The sequence below is a fragment of the Pediococcus ethanolidurans genome (assembly GCF_001437405.1).
Taxonomy (GTDB): domain Bacteria; phylum Bacillota; class Bacilli; order Lactobacillales; family Lactobacillaceae; genus Pediococcus; species Pediococcus ethanolidurans.
In genome coordinates this window covers 1-14,521 of record NZ_JQBY01000033.1, presented here as the reverse complement: position 1 = coordinate 14,521, position 14,521 = coordinate 1, and the positions used below count along the sequence as shown (strand labels likewise).

The window sequence follows — 14,521 nt, the reverse complement described above, 5'->3', positions numbered from 1 at the left end:
CTAAACGCCTCAACGCAACTATTTAACTTTAGCATTTCAAATTCTAAAAGTCAACCAACTTTTTTAATATTTTAAATTAACTTTTCTCGTTCAAAACGACCTTGAATATAATACCAAGAAAAAATTACTTGGTCAAGTCCTTTTATAAAAATGACGCTTAAAGTTGAATTAATCAACTTCTAATATTGTACGTCTGTCTTGCTTCAGCCTTCCAGTCAGACAGATTAGCAGCAATACTTCCAAAACCAACATCATTCTCATTACTGGTCCAATAAAATTTATGATACGCATGGACTACGCTAGGATTAGGCTTATCGTGAATATTTTTTTGTTGATCAAGTGCCCTGATTGAAAGGCTTATATGCTGATTTATCGGATCAATATCTACAATAAGGCACGAAATATCTTGCCCAATTTTATAAAACGAGGAAAGGTCACCAATATATTCATCACTGCATTCCGATATATGAACTAAGCCTTTAAATGAAGATGCACAATCCTCAACAAAAATACCGTATGACTGAATTCCAGTAATTGTTCCTTGAACTATATCACCAGTTTTAAGCAAACTTAACACCTCCAATTTAATGCTATTAACCATTTTAGCGAAAGACTAAGTATGATACAATACTTGTGCTTTTAAAAACTTGAATACTAAACAAACGTATGGAGGAATACTGTGTCTTTTCTTATTGATTTCATTTTACACATTGATACACATTTAATTTCTATAGTAAACACATTTGGTGATTGGACCTACCTTATCTTGTTTGCCATCATTTTTATTGAAACTGGTGCTGTCATCTTGCCCTTTTTACCTGGCGACTCGCTATTGTTCGCAGCCGCCGCACTTTCAGCAAATAGTATTTACCATTTAAATATTTGGATCTTTATATTCTCGCTCTTCTTTGCCGCAGTCCTTGGTGATTCCACTAACTTCTTCATCGGTCGCCTCATAGGCAACGCGCTTACCGAACATCATATATTTGGCAAGTTGATAAATAAACAAAAAATGGAGGAATCAAAAGAGTTCTTTGATCACTATGGTAGTATTTCCATTACATTTGCTCGGTACATGCCAATCATAAGAACTTTTGCTCCTTTTGTTGCTGGTGGTAGTAATTTTAAATACCAGAAATTTATTATTTTCGATATTCTAGGATCTTCAACATGGGTTGCTCTTTGTTGTGGTGCGGGTTACTTTTTTGGAAATTTCCCAGTTGTCAAACAACATTTTTCTGCAATTGTTATTGGCATAATTCTTATCTCACTAATTCCAATTCTTATATCGTTTTTAAAAACAAAGAAAAAAGCTGTCTAAAACAAAAAGCCTTATTCGTCATCAAAAAACGAATAAGGCTTATTTTTTCAATTCTCGTCTTCCCAGCCAAATAAAAAATAGATAAAAGCCTTCTACAAAGACAAACACAAAAATAAAACACTGAAGGAAGAATTGCTCTGGTAAAACATTAATAATAGGATCTTTTTGAGGATCAAATATCCAATCATTATTTCGAAATAAAATTTTATGAAAAGCAATAAAAAACTGGTCAAATGAAATACTCATCATCGCTCCAATAAACAAAGGAACTACCATAGCAACTTGTAACGGTCGAATCAATTGCCAAAGCATCTTAGTTTTAATCAATTCACGAATGAAAAAGAAGAAAATAACGGCCGAGAAAAGTAACACTACTTCGTTCAGCATAAAAAGATTTTTAACATCCGCAAAATGTTGCAGCCCCGCCATTGAACTGTTAAAGTTGGTCATTTTTAATTGTTTAACCCATGGAAAGCTTAAATACATAATCAACTGGTGATAGTTATGCATAATTTGCGTGTTTGTTAAGCTAACATCAGCTTGAACGTTATACCACTTCAATGACCAATCATAAAGAAAAGTACAATTGATAACCAAAAAAATGGCTAAGGAAATTCCAAATAAATGGAATCCGCACCATTGGCCCAATCTTTTCAGTTGCATGTTTCTACTTCCATTCATCAAAAGATTTAATAGTATGGGTCGGTTGAATGTCCTGATTTTTAACAAATTCAGGTGTTGAGACACCCGTATAGACTAACAACGTGTCTATTCCAAAATTAATACCAGCTGAGATATCAGTCATATAGTTATCTCCAACCATCACAACCTCATCTTTTGCAAGTCCGATTTTTTTAACCGCTTTTTGCATAATAATAGTTTCTGGTTTACCAACATAAGTGGCTCGTTGCTGAGTTGATCGTTCTACTAAACCAATTAAAGAACCTGCACCTGGTACTAATCCTCGTTCATTTGGTAGATTTGTATCCGCATTTGTGCCAATAAATGTAGCTCCTCGTTTAATAGCCAAAGTAGCTAATTCAAACTTATGGTACGTTACATCGTAATCTAAGCCAACGACAACCCAATCAGGATGTACTTCATCAAACTCAAAATGTTTATTTAGCAACGCTTGTTTTAGTCCTAATTCACCGATAACATAGACTTTACGCTTATTTCCCGCGATTCCATCTAAATAATCAGCTGTTGCTAATCCCGCGGTATATACCTCGTTAGCCGTTACATTAATATTATGATTTTCCCTTAAGTTTTTTGCTACATCTGCTGGTAACTGTGTTGTATTATTCGTTACAAACAAAAAATCAGTATTTGTGTCTTGCAATCGCTTAATAAATCTTGCAGCTGCTGGAATTTGGTCTCGGCCTCTATAAATAGTACCATCTAAATCAATTAAATATCCTTTATAATCTGAAATCATCTAATCTTCCTCATCTTGTTTCTCGTATTGTAAATGTTCGTTTACCACGTTTATGAACCTCAGTAATCTTATTTTTACGTTGATTTACTGATTTTTCATTTTGTTTTGTAACTTTTTCTTGAATAAATGGTTTCTCTTTAAACTTTCGAACGCGTTTATTATTTTTTTTACTCTTTGCTGAACTAGTTTTATGTTTTTCACTAGCAACTCTAGTTCTTAGGCTTCGTTTTTTGGCAGGTTTGTTAACACTTAGATTTCGTAAGATAAAATAAGCACACCCAAAGTTGCAAAATTCTAACAAATAATCCTGAATTGCACTTTGTTTTTCATTTTCTTTAGCATTTCGATCCTGGTCACTAAAAAAGCCCTTTAATCTAAGCTGTTCATAACCAATATCACCAACAATATAATCATACTTGCTTAAAACTGGACTAAATCTTTCCGCCAATTGCTCGCGATCAAACGCATCCCGCTCATTAGCAACTAACTGATACTGGTGTCCATTTATTAGAATATTGGTTTCATCCAAAATGTCAATCGTGTTAATCACTGGACGGCGCTTAGTCTCTTCATCACTAGCATCCTTGTTTTTAATAGTTGTCATCAGAATCACCTCCCACTCTCATATAGTATATTTAACTTCATTTTCGTTTAGCAAAATCTGCTCTTTTTCCTTCAATCATCTGTTCAATATCTGCTTCTGAAAATGGTGCTCCAAACGGAATTTTATAATTTAGGTAATCTTTTTCTGGCGTATCTACTCCCACATTCAAATTTTCTTTTACATTCACGCTATAGTGATGGATGTGTCCATGTAAATTAATAATTTGCTTTACAATTCCCATCATCATTGGGTAATGCGTCATGTACAGTTGACGATGATTTACTTTAATTAATACCCCTACATCGTGAAATTCAAATTTGGGTTTCCCATTCACCTGATAGTTATGCTTACTTAAATATTTAAAAAGATCGCGGCTATCATGATTACCTTTAATTAGAACAAGATTCCCATTTAATGATTTTAACACGTTATAAACAGCTTCATCGGAAAGCTTGGCCGGACGCGTAAAATATAGGGCAATGTCGCCAAGATGATAAACTGTGTCTGTAGGTTTGACCCGTGCATTCCAATTTTCAATAATCGTCTGATTCATGACCTCAACTGATGGAAATGGTCGAGGAGCAAAGTCGTTATTACCTAATAAATCCTTATGAAAGAAATGTGTATCTGCTGTAAAAAAAATCAAACTAATCCCTCATTCTTGTTTCACTTATTACTAAGTATATAACATTTCTCTGCCATTTTTACAGAATCTCACTTAATTTTAGTTTACACAAAAACGAGCTTCTCATCGAAGCTCGTTTAGAAAGTTAATTTTTATTACTTGATTTCTGCTTATTTTGAATTAAATAAATAAAATTAAGAATGGCAAACCAGATCACAGAACCGATTAACGCAATCAAGGTATCCAGTTTCAGAACCAACACGAAACCAACAAAAATAAGAAAGACTAAAACAAAATAGTCACTATAGGGATACCATGGCATCTTGAATTTATCTGATTTTCTAGTCGAATTTGTCAGTTGTTTACGATAACTTAAGTGAGCTAATATAATCGATCCCCAAATAAACAAGAAACAGGTTGTGGCCACACTTGAAACAAAAGTAAACACCTGTCCGGGCATAAAAATATTCAGAATTACTGCCAATGCAATAACTAACGCCGACATTAAAATTGCATTTGCTGGAACTTGAGTATGTGAAAGTTGTCCCAGTTTTTTACCTAATTTTGATTGGCGCTTGTAGCTAAGTGAAAATAACATTCTACCGGTTGTGAAAAGTGCACTGTTACAAGCCGAAGCTGCTGCAGTTAACACAACAAAATTAATAATAGCTGCAGCACCAGTAATACCAACATTTTGGAAAACTTGTACAAATGGGCTGGAAGTTGGTGATACATATTTCCAAGGAAATATTGCCATCAAGAAGAACAAGGCTCCCACGTAGAACAAACCGATACGCATCGGAATATCGTTAATTGCTTCTGGAATAACTTTATTCGGGTTTTGAGTTTCTGCAGCAGTCATTCCAACCATCTCAACACCAACAAACGCAAAAACAACCATTTGAAATGATAAAATAAATTCCTTTAATCCCTTTGGAAAAAAGCCACCATATGCAAACAAGTTTGTTAACGAAGCGTGCCCCACAGCTGTTTTATAGTGTACTAGTACAAGAATAATTCCAGTAATAATAAGTACCAGAATGGCGGTGATTTTTATAATTGAGAACCAAAATTCGGTTTCACCAAATAATTCAACCGTAATTAAATTCATAGCTAGTAAAACTAACAGGATAACAAATCCAGGAATCCATTGTGGCAAACTTGGAAACCAAAAATGCATGTATAAACCTGCTGCAGTAATTTCTGCCATTGCAATGGTTACCCAACAAACCCAATAAGTCCATCCCGTTACAAAGCCAACTTGTTTACCCAAATACTTGGTTACAAAGTCAACAAATGAAGTCGAATGTAAATCGGACAGCAGTAATTCACCTAATGCTCTCATCAACCAGAAACAAACAATTCCGGTAATTGCATACGCAAGCAAAATTGAAGGTCCAGCTAAGTGAATTGATTGGCCAGCACCCAAAAACAGCCCCGTTCCAATTGTGCCACCAATTGCAATTAATTGAACGTGCCTACTTTTTAAACTTCTAGATAAATTTTGATCCTCATTTTCACTCATATTTCCTCCATGCATGTTTGAATGTAACTTAATTACACTCAATCATATCGGAATTTTTGAATTAAGTAAAATTTAGATTAAAAATTTTGTTGATGCCACTGACGAATTTCCATCAAAAATTTCTTCATATTTGCTTGATTTTTAAATGACGGAAAATCTCCAAGCAATACCTTTGCCGCTTGATGTGCGTTATTACCATGATTCTGCAAAATTAGAATTGATTTTTGTAAATCTGCATTTGTAAACATATCTTTAGGCAAATTTAAAAATCCCTGCAAAAAGATCTTGTTTTTAAAGTAACTTAAAAGATTGCCAGATTGATCCGTTTGGAACAGATTACTTGGTACTAAAAACAATCCAAAACCACCATCTACCACATGATTCATAGCCTGTTCAATTAATAAATGATGGACAAACGAATGACCATTTTTACTGTGTGTTTGATAATTTTTCACACGTTGATCAATTGGATAATAACCAATAGGTAAATCGGACACGGCAAAATCAGCTGAATTAACTATCAACTGATCCAGTGCATCCTGATGATAAAGATCCACCTTAATTTGTTGTAACTGTGTACTGATTCCAGCGAGGGCTAACATAGTATCATCATTATCTATACCAACTCCACTGATTTCTTGATCTTTATGATTACGATGAATATCATTCATTACTGTTGTGAGTAAATTTGCAGTACCAACGGCCGGATCAAGAATTTTTATAGCAGCATCTTTGTCATACAGTTCCTGCAATAAATACGCAAATAACATACCGATTGTGTCCGGTGTCATTTGATGATTAGCCTGAATATGATCTTTTTGTGCCGCTTTTAAAACACCTAATTGCAAGGCTTGACGAATAGTTTCATTATCAAGTTGACTAAGGTTAATTTCAGCATAAAAATGCTCTAAATTTCGTCGGGTTTCCTCATTTGGTTGCCCATCTTCAATTTGAACTTGGCCGGAAATTAAATTGTTTCCTGTTTCGATCAAAGCATCTAAATAAGAAGTATCTAATACTTCTTCAAGGATCTCTGTGCTTTCGTCAATTATTTTAAATAATTGTTCTACATTATTATTCGTAATCATTCACCTCGTATAAACTTAAACTCCTCAAGTATCTTAACATGAATTCAGTTTATTGGGCATTCATAATGGTTCATCACTCTCCGAAAACTTATAGTGATGACCATTACCTAATGTAATTACAAAATTTTTATTACTTAGTTCAATAGTCCCTATACTAGACTTTAATGAAGTACACTCTTTATTTTTTGCCCTTTTCAGAATCAAAATATTGCAAAGAATTCGTGCATTGTTTGCTTCAATTGCATTTGATTGCAAAGCAATATCTGACTGTCGATGACGCTCAATTTGAAAAACAAGTCCGCTAAGCATGAACAAAAAAATAATCGCAGATAAAAGTACATAACCAGATTTAATCTTTGGGAATATAGACATCATCTTTTTTCACTTCTCCATCGTTAAATTTAATTTGAAGTTTCAAAAATGGCTCTTGATAATCAAAATCAACTGCGTTTACTTGAGAAATTAATGGCATATAACCTGGTGAAAACCTTAGTTGATCCTTATATTTTTCTAATTTGTAAATTTTATTTTCAGCTAAACTGTTTAAATACACATAGGAATGGCTATTGCTCTTTAGTCTAAATTGATGTTTTGATGATTCCAATTCATTAATAAGAATTTGCCAATCTTCAGAATTGACACGCTGCTTGACAGGAATTGTCATCAATCTTGTACTAAAAGAAATAATTTGAAAAATAATGCCTAAAACTAGTAACGAGATAAGGGTTTCCATCAAGGTAAAACCTGATTTATTCTTCAATATTTATTACCCTCAATACTTTATGATCAGTGTCTTTTAGTATCAATTCTTCTGATGTGAATTTCAATTCCTCATCTGATAATAAAATTGTTTGCGCGTGAAACTCTTTTAGGCGACGGCTACCATCCAACATCGTACGACTAATTTCAGTTTGTCTGGCAAGCCGGTGTTCAGTTTGCGAACCGCTTTGAATCGAGCTTTGAACTAGTATGATTGTTATACTAACAATTCCTAGCGCTACCAATGCTTCACTCAAAATGAAACCATTCTTATTCTTTATTAACATGATAGACTCCCCATCCTAGCTGAATTGTTAACCGATATGTGCACTTATTAACTTCAGATTGAAAAGCAATTGTTTGTGGCTTTACATAACCATCACTGCCGATTTTTACTTCTTGATTACTAAACAGACTCAAGGTTTTAGGTAAGCTGATTTCACTGTTCTCTTTATTAAAAGTTTTTAAGGGATTAAATCTAATCTTTCTCTTGTTTTTATCAAAAGTGATATACGTAACCACACCTTCAGAATTAGCAAATTGCTCATACTTTTTCCAATCATCATCAAATTTTGCCCAGAATTGTTTTTCTTCTTGTTGTTCAATCACCGTTTTAAAAGTTAAATGACCAAAGGTAAATATAAAGGCAATAATCGACAGCACAACTAAAGTTTCAATTAAAGTAAAGCCACTTTTAGTTTGCCTCATGCCTAATTACTTCACGGCCTTATTATCTTTAATAGTGATATGATTTGCTTCTGCTTGAGAAACTTGTTTTTCGGTTAAATAGCCACCCTCTTTTAGTTCATCTAACGAAGCTGGTAATTTTTGATGCTCGTTTTCATATAAGTCAATTTGAGTTTGAACCACTTCTACCATGGCATTTCCATGAATAGATTTTGCATTACTTCTTTGTTGTGCAATATTAGGTAACACAATCAAAATTAACAATGAAATAATAAAAAGGACGACCGTCATTTCAATTAAAGTAAAAGCTGATTTATTTTTCCGTAGTTTTGTCATTTGTAAACTCCCTCCATTGAGTGGTACATCGGTAGCAATAAACTTAAATACATAAAAACAATTACAACACCAATAAAAAGAAACATTAGTGGTTGAATTAGGCCAATTAGTTTTTCAATTTGATTAGTTAATTTTTGATATTTAATTTTTGAAAACATGTCTAATTCTTGCCCTAACACTTCCGTTGTATTGCCCTTATTTAATAAAACATTTAACTCTGGTGGTATAAACGGGTATCGATTGATAAATAATCTGGTTTGTCCACCCTGCAATAGTTGTTTTTCTAAGGTGCGTCCAATTTGATATAGCAAAGATGTTGACGAAAATTGTGTCAGCATCGTACAAATACTTTTTATACCCAGTCCACTTTTTAATAACATTGCTAAATTCAGTGAAAGATAATAATGGCAATAATTTTGATAAACCTTACCAACAATCGGGATTCGACAAATAATTTCAACTCTTTTGACAACAGGCCGTTGCAAAAACTTCTTGATAAAAATTACGACCGAACCACTAATTCCACCCCAAATTAACAAAATAATTAAAGTAGAAGGTTTTATTAAATGAACTCGCGTTGCTGTATTCCACATATTAAGCTCTGGAAAAATATAAATTTTCATACCCAACATCAACACTATTAAAAATAGTAATAAAATTACTGGGTACTCTAGTAACTGAATAAGCTTTGTACGATGTTCATGTTTCTTATTCAAATATACGCCTAATGTTTTTAAACTATCTGCGAGTTCGCCATGTTTCTCAGCAATTAATATCTGATAATAAATATCTTCTTTCAAAAAAAGCCTTACCGAATTTGAAAACGAATCACCGTTTTCAAGTGATCTGATTATTTCTGTAATTTGCTTTTCTTTTTTCGGAATCACAATTTTTATAAATTTTAACGATTCTCGTAAACTAAAACCCACTGCCAATAGATCAGATAATAATGAAAAAAATTTTGCCTGTATCTTTGTTGAAAATTTATCCTTCCTGATATTCAACCATGGTTGCTTCAGAAATATGGCTTTTTTGATACTCTCTGACAAGACAATTCCTCCAGTTTTCGGTCATTTTATTTTGAGGTACCTCCAAAAATGCGTTCTGCAATTTTTTCCCATGCATAATATCAAACAAGGCAGCTACTCCATTATCATTCGTCGGAATCAAGCGTTGATAGGCGATTCCACATAACGCCTGCTGCAGCATCTCAGCATCGACATCAAATTGCTTCAAACGTCTAATAACACCAAATACATTTTGCGCATGTACTGTACTTAATACTAAATGACCACTTAATGCGGCTTTTACTGCCACATTAGCCGTGTGATCATCACGAATTTCACCAATAATAAAAATATCTGGCCGATGTCTTAAGCCAACTTTTAATAATTGCTCGTATGTCATTTTGGCACGTGCATTTACTTGAAGCTGTAAAAAATCTTTTTCAAAAATTTCTACTGGATCCTCAATCGTCATGACAACTTTCTCTTTCGCCAGATAGCGTGCCAATTGATAAATTGAAGTTGTTTTTCCAGATCCCATTGGTCCAGAGAATAATAATAACCCTCGTTTACTTGTTAAATCGATTAATTCTCGCCACTGTGGTGGATCCAAATGCTGAATCTGTACCTCTGAAATGGGGTAGATGAACCGAATTACTAATGATTCACGATTCAAAAAATCACCCACAGTCGAGAGCCGTAAATGAACCACTCTATTTTCATCTGAATTCCAATGATAGGCTCCCGTTTGTGGTCGCCTTTTCTCACTAAGTGCCATATCTGCTTGAAATTTAAAAAAAGCAATTAATTGTTCACCGACTTGTTGAGAAACCTCTTGAATCAAATGACAGTGATTTAATCTTTTATACATCACCTGATACTCATCTAATTTAGGCAAAAGATACAAATCAGTTGCTCGTTTTTCAATACAGGTTGTCATAAATTTTTGTACATAGTCTTCTAATTTCAATGTCTTCCCTCCTCCATAAAATTAAGATACGTAAAAAAGCTATATTTATTTATTTAGATATAAAAAAAGTCAAGTTCTTTACGAACTTGACTTTTTAAAACTCAAATTATTTAATTACTCTTCTGGTATTTCAGCTGCTTCATAAACTTCAGAAACATCATCATTATCTTCTAATTCGTCAATCAAACCTTGATACTGACTAATCTTAGCTTCTGGTACAGGTGTTTCATTCTCAGGAATCATGGTTAATTCAGCAGTTGCTAATTTATAACCAGCCTTTTCTAAAGCATCACGTACCTCTGCCAATGCCTTAGGATCCGTATAGATCTCAAAAGCATCATCAGAAGATTGAATATCATCCGCTCCGGCATCCAATGCATCCATCATCATTGTGTCTTCATCAGTATCGTTGTCTTCACGAGAAATAACGATGTATCCCTTACGATCAAACATATATGATACTGAACCACTTGCACCAAGTGAACCACCATGATGCGTAAATGCAGAACGAATAGCAGCTGCCGTACGATTTTTATTGTCTGTTAAGGTTTCCACGATAATTGCTGTACCACCGGGGCCATAACCTTCATAAGTAATTTCTTCATATGCAGCTCCGCCAACACCAGCGCCCTTATCAACGGCACGTTTAATGTTATCTTTTGGCATATTTGCAGCCCGAGCTTTATCCATCATTAGACGTAACTGAGGGTTACCAGAAGGGTCAGGACCCCCAGCTTTGACTGCCATATAAATTTCACGTGAAATTCTTTGGAAAATTTTTCCACGTTTAGCATCCTGAGCGTTTTTACGACCCTGAATATTGTGCCATTTAGAATGTCCTGACATTTCCAAACTCCTCTTTTCTTTTAATGAATTCTGTTTTGGTATTAAAACCTTTTCAATTATAGCCAAAAATAAGTCTTTACGCAAGTTATTCAGATCAATAGAATAGTTAAACTATTTTTCCCGAAGTTTGCAAAAAGCATTCCCAAATTGTCAATAAAATCAAGTTCATATTTTCAATTATCAAAAAATCAGCAGATTAATTTAAGAAATCTTACTTCTTATTTTTAATTTATTCAAGTGTCTTCTTATTCAAAACTTAATAGCTAATTGCACGATACGCATTCCGTTTCCGAAAATTATGAAGGCTATCAATAGAAATATTTGATTGTTTCAAGACATTTTAATTGTAGTTCATTAAGTATTCAAACACTAATTTTTGTAAAAAAAGAAGAATTCTCCCTAATACAGAATTCTTCTTACTTGGTAGTTATTCAAATGCTTGATTAATTGCTTGGTTTAAATCAGCAATAAGGTCATCAACATCTTCTAGGCCAATCGATAATCGTAAAACCTGGTCATTCAGTCCTTGTGACTCACGAATCTTCGCAGGTACCTCACGATGGGTCGTTCGGGTTGGATTTACAATTAATGAACGCGAATCACCAATGTTAGGTAAATAACTAAAAACATGCACATTATCAATTAAAGTTGCCACGTTCTTTGTGTTTCCAGCTAGTTCAAATGATAAAATACCGCCGACACCTTTGGGAAAATATTTTTTGACCAGTGGATTGTCTTTTTCAATTCCAGAATAAAAGACTTTTTTAACATGCTTATTCGTGGATAAGAATTCAGCAATCTTAGTGGCACTGGCAACCTCCCGATCCAGTCTTTCTGAGATGGTTTCCAATCCCAATAAAATTAAGTAAGCATCCACTGGTTCTAAAACTGCTCCTAATAATCGTAGATACTTCATTCGAATTCGTTTAATAAAGGCTTGTTGCCCAAATTTACTAACAAAGCTTTATTGTTTATGTGAATCTTCATCACCTAAAGTAAATTCCAACTCACTAAACTGAGGAAACTTTGGATTATTCCAGTCAAACGTGCCATGATCAACTACCAGACCTGAAATCACATTACCATGTCCATTTATGCCCTTGGTAGATGAATAAACGGTTATATCGGCTCCATGTTCAAATGGTCGTAAAAGATACGGGGTAGGAAAAGTATTATCTACAATTAGCGGAATACAGGCCGCATGAGCAATTTCAGCCAGTTTTTCTAAATCGGCAATTTCCGTACTTGGATTAGCCACACTTTCAACATAAATGGCTTTTGTATCCTCACCAATCAAATCTTTTACAGTTTTAAAATCATTAATATCGTCTACAAAATCAAAATCAATACCAAACTTAGGAAAGAAGGTTCGAAACTCATCTAAACTGGAACCATAAATATTTCGGGGTGCAATAATTCGACCACCATTTTCGGCGACATTTAAAATTGTATAGGAAATGGCTGCCATCCCTGACCCAACTGCCACAGCATCCACACCACCATCCAGTGCAGCAATACGATCTTCAAACACTCTTACAGTTGGATTTCCATCTCGTGAGTAATCATATCGGCCTGCTAATTTTCCAGTAACAATTTTATCAGCTGTTTCCGTATTTTCCAACCCAAACGCAGCTGTTTGATAGATGGGAACTGATGAAGCAAAGCGATGATCTTTTGGATCATATCCTGCATGTATACTAAGCGTATCAAATTTACTTTTTGTCATTAATTTTATCCTCCTACTGAACATTTAGTTGATTAATAGTTATTGGATTTACCGCGAATTCAAGCGCTTGTTTAAGATCCGCAATTAGATCTTCACTATCCTCGATACCGACGGCTAATCGAATTAATTTCGGACTAATGCCCGCCTTTAAACGCTCAGCTAGTGGTAACTCCGCATGACTCATTTCATAAGGTAACTCCGCCAAACTTTCGACAGCTCCCAAACTAACTGCCAATCTAATTAATTGCAGATGGTTTACAAAGGCAACCGCATCTACTTTTTCACCTAACTCAAATGATAAAACTCCGCCAAAACCTTTTAATTCATGAGAGGCAATCAAGTAATCTTTCGTGCCTTTAATTCCTGGATAATAGATTTTGGTCACTTCTGGTCTTTTTTCAAGGAAGTGAATAATATCAAACGCGTTTTGTTGTTGACGATCCATCCGAACCGACAGGGTTTGAATCCCCCGTCTAATAAGATTGGCGCTCTCAGGTGAAAGAACGCCGCCCAAAGCATTTTGAATAAAGTAAATTTGTTGTCCCAGTTTTTCACTGTTAGTAATGACTAGGCCAGCAATCACATCTGAATGACCACCTAAATATTTTGTGGCAGAATGCACCACAATATCGGCACCTAGTTTTAGTGGCTTTTGTAAATAAGGAGTTAAAAACGTGTTATCAACAATAGTTAATAAACGATGTTGCTTGGCAATTTTAGCTACCGCCGTCACACTAGAAACATGAAGGAGTGGATTCGTAATGGGCTCAAAATAGATCGCCTTTGTATTTGTCTGAATTGTTGGCTCAATTGTCTCCAGCTTTGTCGTATCAACTACTGAAAAACTAATACCACGCTCTTTAAAATATTGATTCAAAATTCGGTATGTACCACCATAGATCTGATTACCTATTAAAATGTGATCTCCGGGCTTAAAAATTGCGAACACAGCATGAATCGCTGCCATTCCTGAGGCAAAGGCAAAACCATTTTTTCCTTCCTCTAAGCGCGTAACCTGTTTTTCTAAAAATTCACGAGTTGGATTTCCTGATCGTTCGTAATCCCAACGTACTTTACTGGTTGCACTTGGGTAGGCATACGTTGAAGAATTATAAATCGGTATGTTAACTGCACCGGTCTGATTGTCATGAATTGATTCGCCGTGAACTAAATTTGTATTAAAACCTGTCATATTAAATTCCTCCAATCAAAAAAGCACACATCCATCCCAATCCATTTCTAGATTAAGGACGGAAGTGTGCTTTTTTTCCGCGGTACCACCTTTTTTCGAACAATCCTCGCGAATTATTCCTCATCAGGTACAATCAAAATTATACCTTAACTCTATAACGGGAGTCCCCGCGATAGCCTTACAATTCAGCTCGACTAACGAAATTTAAATTAGACCATCTTCAGTCAGTGATTGTCATCATTTTTCACCTACCAACGACTCTCTAAACACAATATCTGACTTACTCATCTATTCGTTTTTATAATGTTAAATATTATCTTAATCCTATCTTTTTAAAAGTCAATCTTTTTTTAATCTTTATTATCATTTTTGTCATTCACAAATGATAATGTCCGAAGTA

General features: G+C 34.5%; 16 protein-coding genes, 1 pseudogene and 1 other annotated feature. Of the genes and pseudogenes, 1 reads left to right on the top strand and 16 read right to left on the bottom strand.

Translation table 11 applies throughout. From position 1 onward, the window contains the following. Positions 1–172: 172 nt before the first annotated feature. Positions 173–568 (bottom strand): S1 RNA-binding domain-containing protein, encoded by a 396-nt coding sequence (locus IV87_RS10130; RefSeq protein WP_057807919.1) that lies wholly within the window; start codon positions 566–568, stop codon positions 173–175. Between the two features lie 111 nt (positions 569–679). Here IV87_RS10130 and IV87_RS10125 point away from each other — a divergent pair, with 111 nt between their 5' ends. Beyond that, the gene (locus IV87_RS10125) at positions 680–1,321 is read left to right on the top strand and encodes a VTT domain-containing protein (protein WP_057807917.1); all 642 of its coding nucleotides are present in this window, start codon (positions 680–682) and stop codon (positions 1,319–1,321) included. Between the two features lie 39 nt (positions 1,322–1,360). On the opposite strand, the gene IV87_RS10120 is transcribed toward IV87_RS10125, so the two are convergent. The 15 genes and pseudogenes from IV87_RS10120 to IV87_RS10045 all read right to left on the bottom strand — a co-directional run bounded on the left by IV87_RS10120 (position 1,361) and on the right by IV87_RS10045 (position 14,121). Beyond that, positions 1,361–1,984, bottom strand: coding sequence for a TIGR01906 family membrane protein (locus IV87_RS10120; RefSeq protein WP_057807915.1), 624 nt, complete (start codon positions 1,982–1,984; stop codon positions 1,361–1,363). Positions 1,985–1,988: 4 nt separating this feature from the next. Beyond that, on the bottom strand, positions 1,989–2,759 hold the full coding sequence (locus IV87_RS10115) for a TIGR01457 family HAD-type hydrolase (protein WP_057807914.1): 771 nt from the start codon (positions 2,757–2,759) through the stop codon (positions 1,989–1,991). A gap of 10 nt (positions 2,760–2,769) precedes the next feature. Further along, positions 2,770–3,363 carry a YutD family protein gene (locus IV87_RS10110; RefSeq protein ID WP_057807912.1) on the bottom strand — a complete coding sequence of 198 codons (594 nt, stop codon included), beginning with the start codon at positions 3,361–3,363 and terminating at the stop codon, positions 2,770–2,772. Positions 3,364–3,400: 37 nt separating this feature from the next. After that, entirely contained in the window at positions 3,401–4,009 is a 609-nt protein-coding gene (locus IV87_RS10105; protein ID WP_057807910.1) for a metallophosphoesterase, read from the bottom strand. Positions 4,010–4,133: 124 nt separating this feature from the next. Further along, positions 4,134–5,513 carry an amino acid permease gene (locus IV87_RS10100; protein WP_057807908.1) on the bottom strand — a complete coding sequence of 460 codons (1,380 nt, stop codon included), beginning with the start codon at positions 5,511–5,513 and terminating at the stop codon, positions 4,134–4,136. Positions 5,514–5,590: 77 nt separating this feature from the next. After that, positions 5,591–6,601, bottom strand: a complete 1,011-nt coding sequence (locus tag IV87_RS10095) for a class I SAM-dependent methyltransferase (protein ID WP_057807906.1) — start codon at positions 6,599–6,601, stop codon at positions 5,591–5,593. A 349-nt stretch (positions 6,602–6,950) separates the two neighbouring features. After that, the gene (locus tag IV87_RS10085) at positions 6,951–7,361 is read right to left on the bottom strand and encodes a competence type IV pilus minor pilin ComGF (protein ID WP_057807902.1); all 411 of its coding nucleotides are present in this window, start codon (positions 7,359–7,361) and stop codon (positions 6,951–6,953) included. Then, positions 7,351–7,647, bottom strand: coding sequence for a type II secretion system protein (locus IV87_RS10080; RefSeq protein ID WP_057807900.1), 297 nt, complete (start codon positions 7,645–7,647; stop codon positions 7,351–7,353). Before IV87_RS10080 ends, IV87_RS10085 begins: the two co-directional genes overlap by 11 nt. Further along, the gene (gene comGD / locus IV87_RS10075; protein WP_057807899.1) at positions 7,631–8,068 is read right to left on the bottom strand and encodes a competence type IV pilus minor pilin ComGD; all 438 of its coding nucleotides are present in this window, start codon (positions 8,066–8,068) and stop codon (positions 7,631–7,633) included. Before comGD ends, IV87_RS10080 begins: the two co-directional genes overlap by 17 nt. A gap of 6 nt (positions 8,069–8,074) precedes the next feature. Further along, positions 8,075–8,383: a competence type IV pilus major pilin ComGC gene (comGC, locus tag IV87_RS10070; protein ID WP_057807897.1), complete on the bottom strand. Its 309-nt coding sequence runs from the start codon at positions 8,381–8,383 to the stop codon at positions 8,075–8,077. After that, a complete protein-coding gene (comGB, locus tag IV87_RS10065; RefSeq protein WP_258390204.1) occupies positions 8,380–9,387 on the bottom strand; it encodes a competence type IV pilus assembly protein ComGB in 1,008 nt (335 codons plus the stop codon). Before comGB ends, comGC begins: the two co-directional genes overlap by 4 nt. Continuing rightward, on the bottom strand, positions 9,368–10,357 hold the full coding sequence (gene comGA / locus IV87_RS10060; RefSeq protein WP_236698996.1) for a competence type IV pilus ATPase ComGA: 990 nt from the start codon (positions 10,355–10,357) through the stop codon (positions 9,368–9,370). The genes comGB and comGA overlap by 20 nt, the downstream gene beginning before the upstream one ends. A gap of 114 nt (positions 10,358–10,471) precedes the next feature. Then, on the bottom strand, positions 10,472–11,203 hold the full coding sequence (locus IV87_RS10055; protein WP_057807893.1) for a YebC/PmpR family DNA-binding transcriptional regulator: 732 nt from the start codon (positions 11,201–11,203) through the stop codon (positions 10,472–10,474). Between the two features lie 427 nt (positions 11,204–11,630). Further along, positions 11,631–12,929: pseudogene (locus IV87_RS10050) on the bottom strand (O-acetylhomoserine aminocarboxypropyltransferase/cysteine synthase family protein). Positions 12,930–12,942: 13 nt separating this feature from the next. Continuing rightward, positions 12,943–14,121: a trans-sulfuration enzyme family protein gene (locus IV87_RS10045; protein WP_057807891.1), complete on the bottom strand. Its 1,179-nt coding sequence runs from the start codon at positions 14,119–14,121 to the stop codon at positions 12,943–12,945. Between the two features lie 51 nt (positions 14,122–14,172). Further along, positions 14,173–14,426: a binding site (T-box leader), on the bottom strand. Between the last annotated feature and the right edge of the window lie 95 nt (positions 14,427–14,521).

Bases quoted from the DNA above. Each gene is read 5' to 3' on its own strand.
- IV87_RS10120 (WP_057807915.1), bottom strand. From the start codon at position 1,984: ATGCAACTGAAAAGATTGGGCCAATGGTGCGGATTCCATTTATTTGGA.
- IV87_RS10115 (WP_057807914.1), bottom strand. From the start codon at position 2,759: ATGATTTCAGATTATAAAGGATATTTAATTGATTTAGATGGTACTATT.
- IV87_RS10110 (WP_057807912.1), bottom strand. From the start codon at position 3,363: ATGACAACTATTAAAAACAAGGATGCTAGTGATGAAGAGACTAAGCGC.
- IV87_RS10100 (WP_057807908.1), bottom strand. From the start codon at position 5,513: ATGAGTGAAAATGAGGATCAAAATTTATCTAGAAGTTTAAAAAGTAGG.
- IV87_RS10095 (WP_057807906.1), bottom strand. From the start codon at position 6,601: ATGATTACGAATAATAATGTAGAACAATTATTTAAAATAATTGACGAA.
- IV87_RS10080 (WP_057807900.1), bottom strand. From the start codon at position 7,647: ATGTTAATAAAGAATAAGAATGGTTTCATTTTGAGTGAAGCATTGGTA.
- comGD (WP_057807899.1), bottom strand. From the start codon at position 8,068: ATGAGGCAAACTAAAAGTGGCTTTACTTTAATTGAAACTTTAGTTGTG.
- comGC (WP_057807897.1), bottom strand. From the start codon at position 8,383: ATGACAAAACTACGGAAAAATAAATCAGCTTTTACTTTAATTGAAATG.
- IV87_RS10055 (WP_057807893.1), bottom strand. From the start codon at position 11,203: ATGTCAGGACATTCTAAATGGCACAATATTCAGGGTCGTAAAAACGCT.
- IV87_RS10045 (WP_057807891.1), bottom strand. From the start codon at position 14,121: ATGACAGGTTTTAATACAAATTTAGTTCACGGCGAATCAATTCATGAC.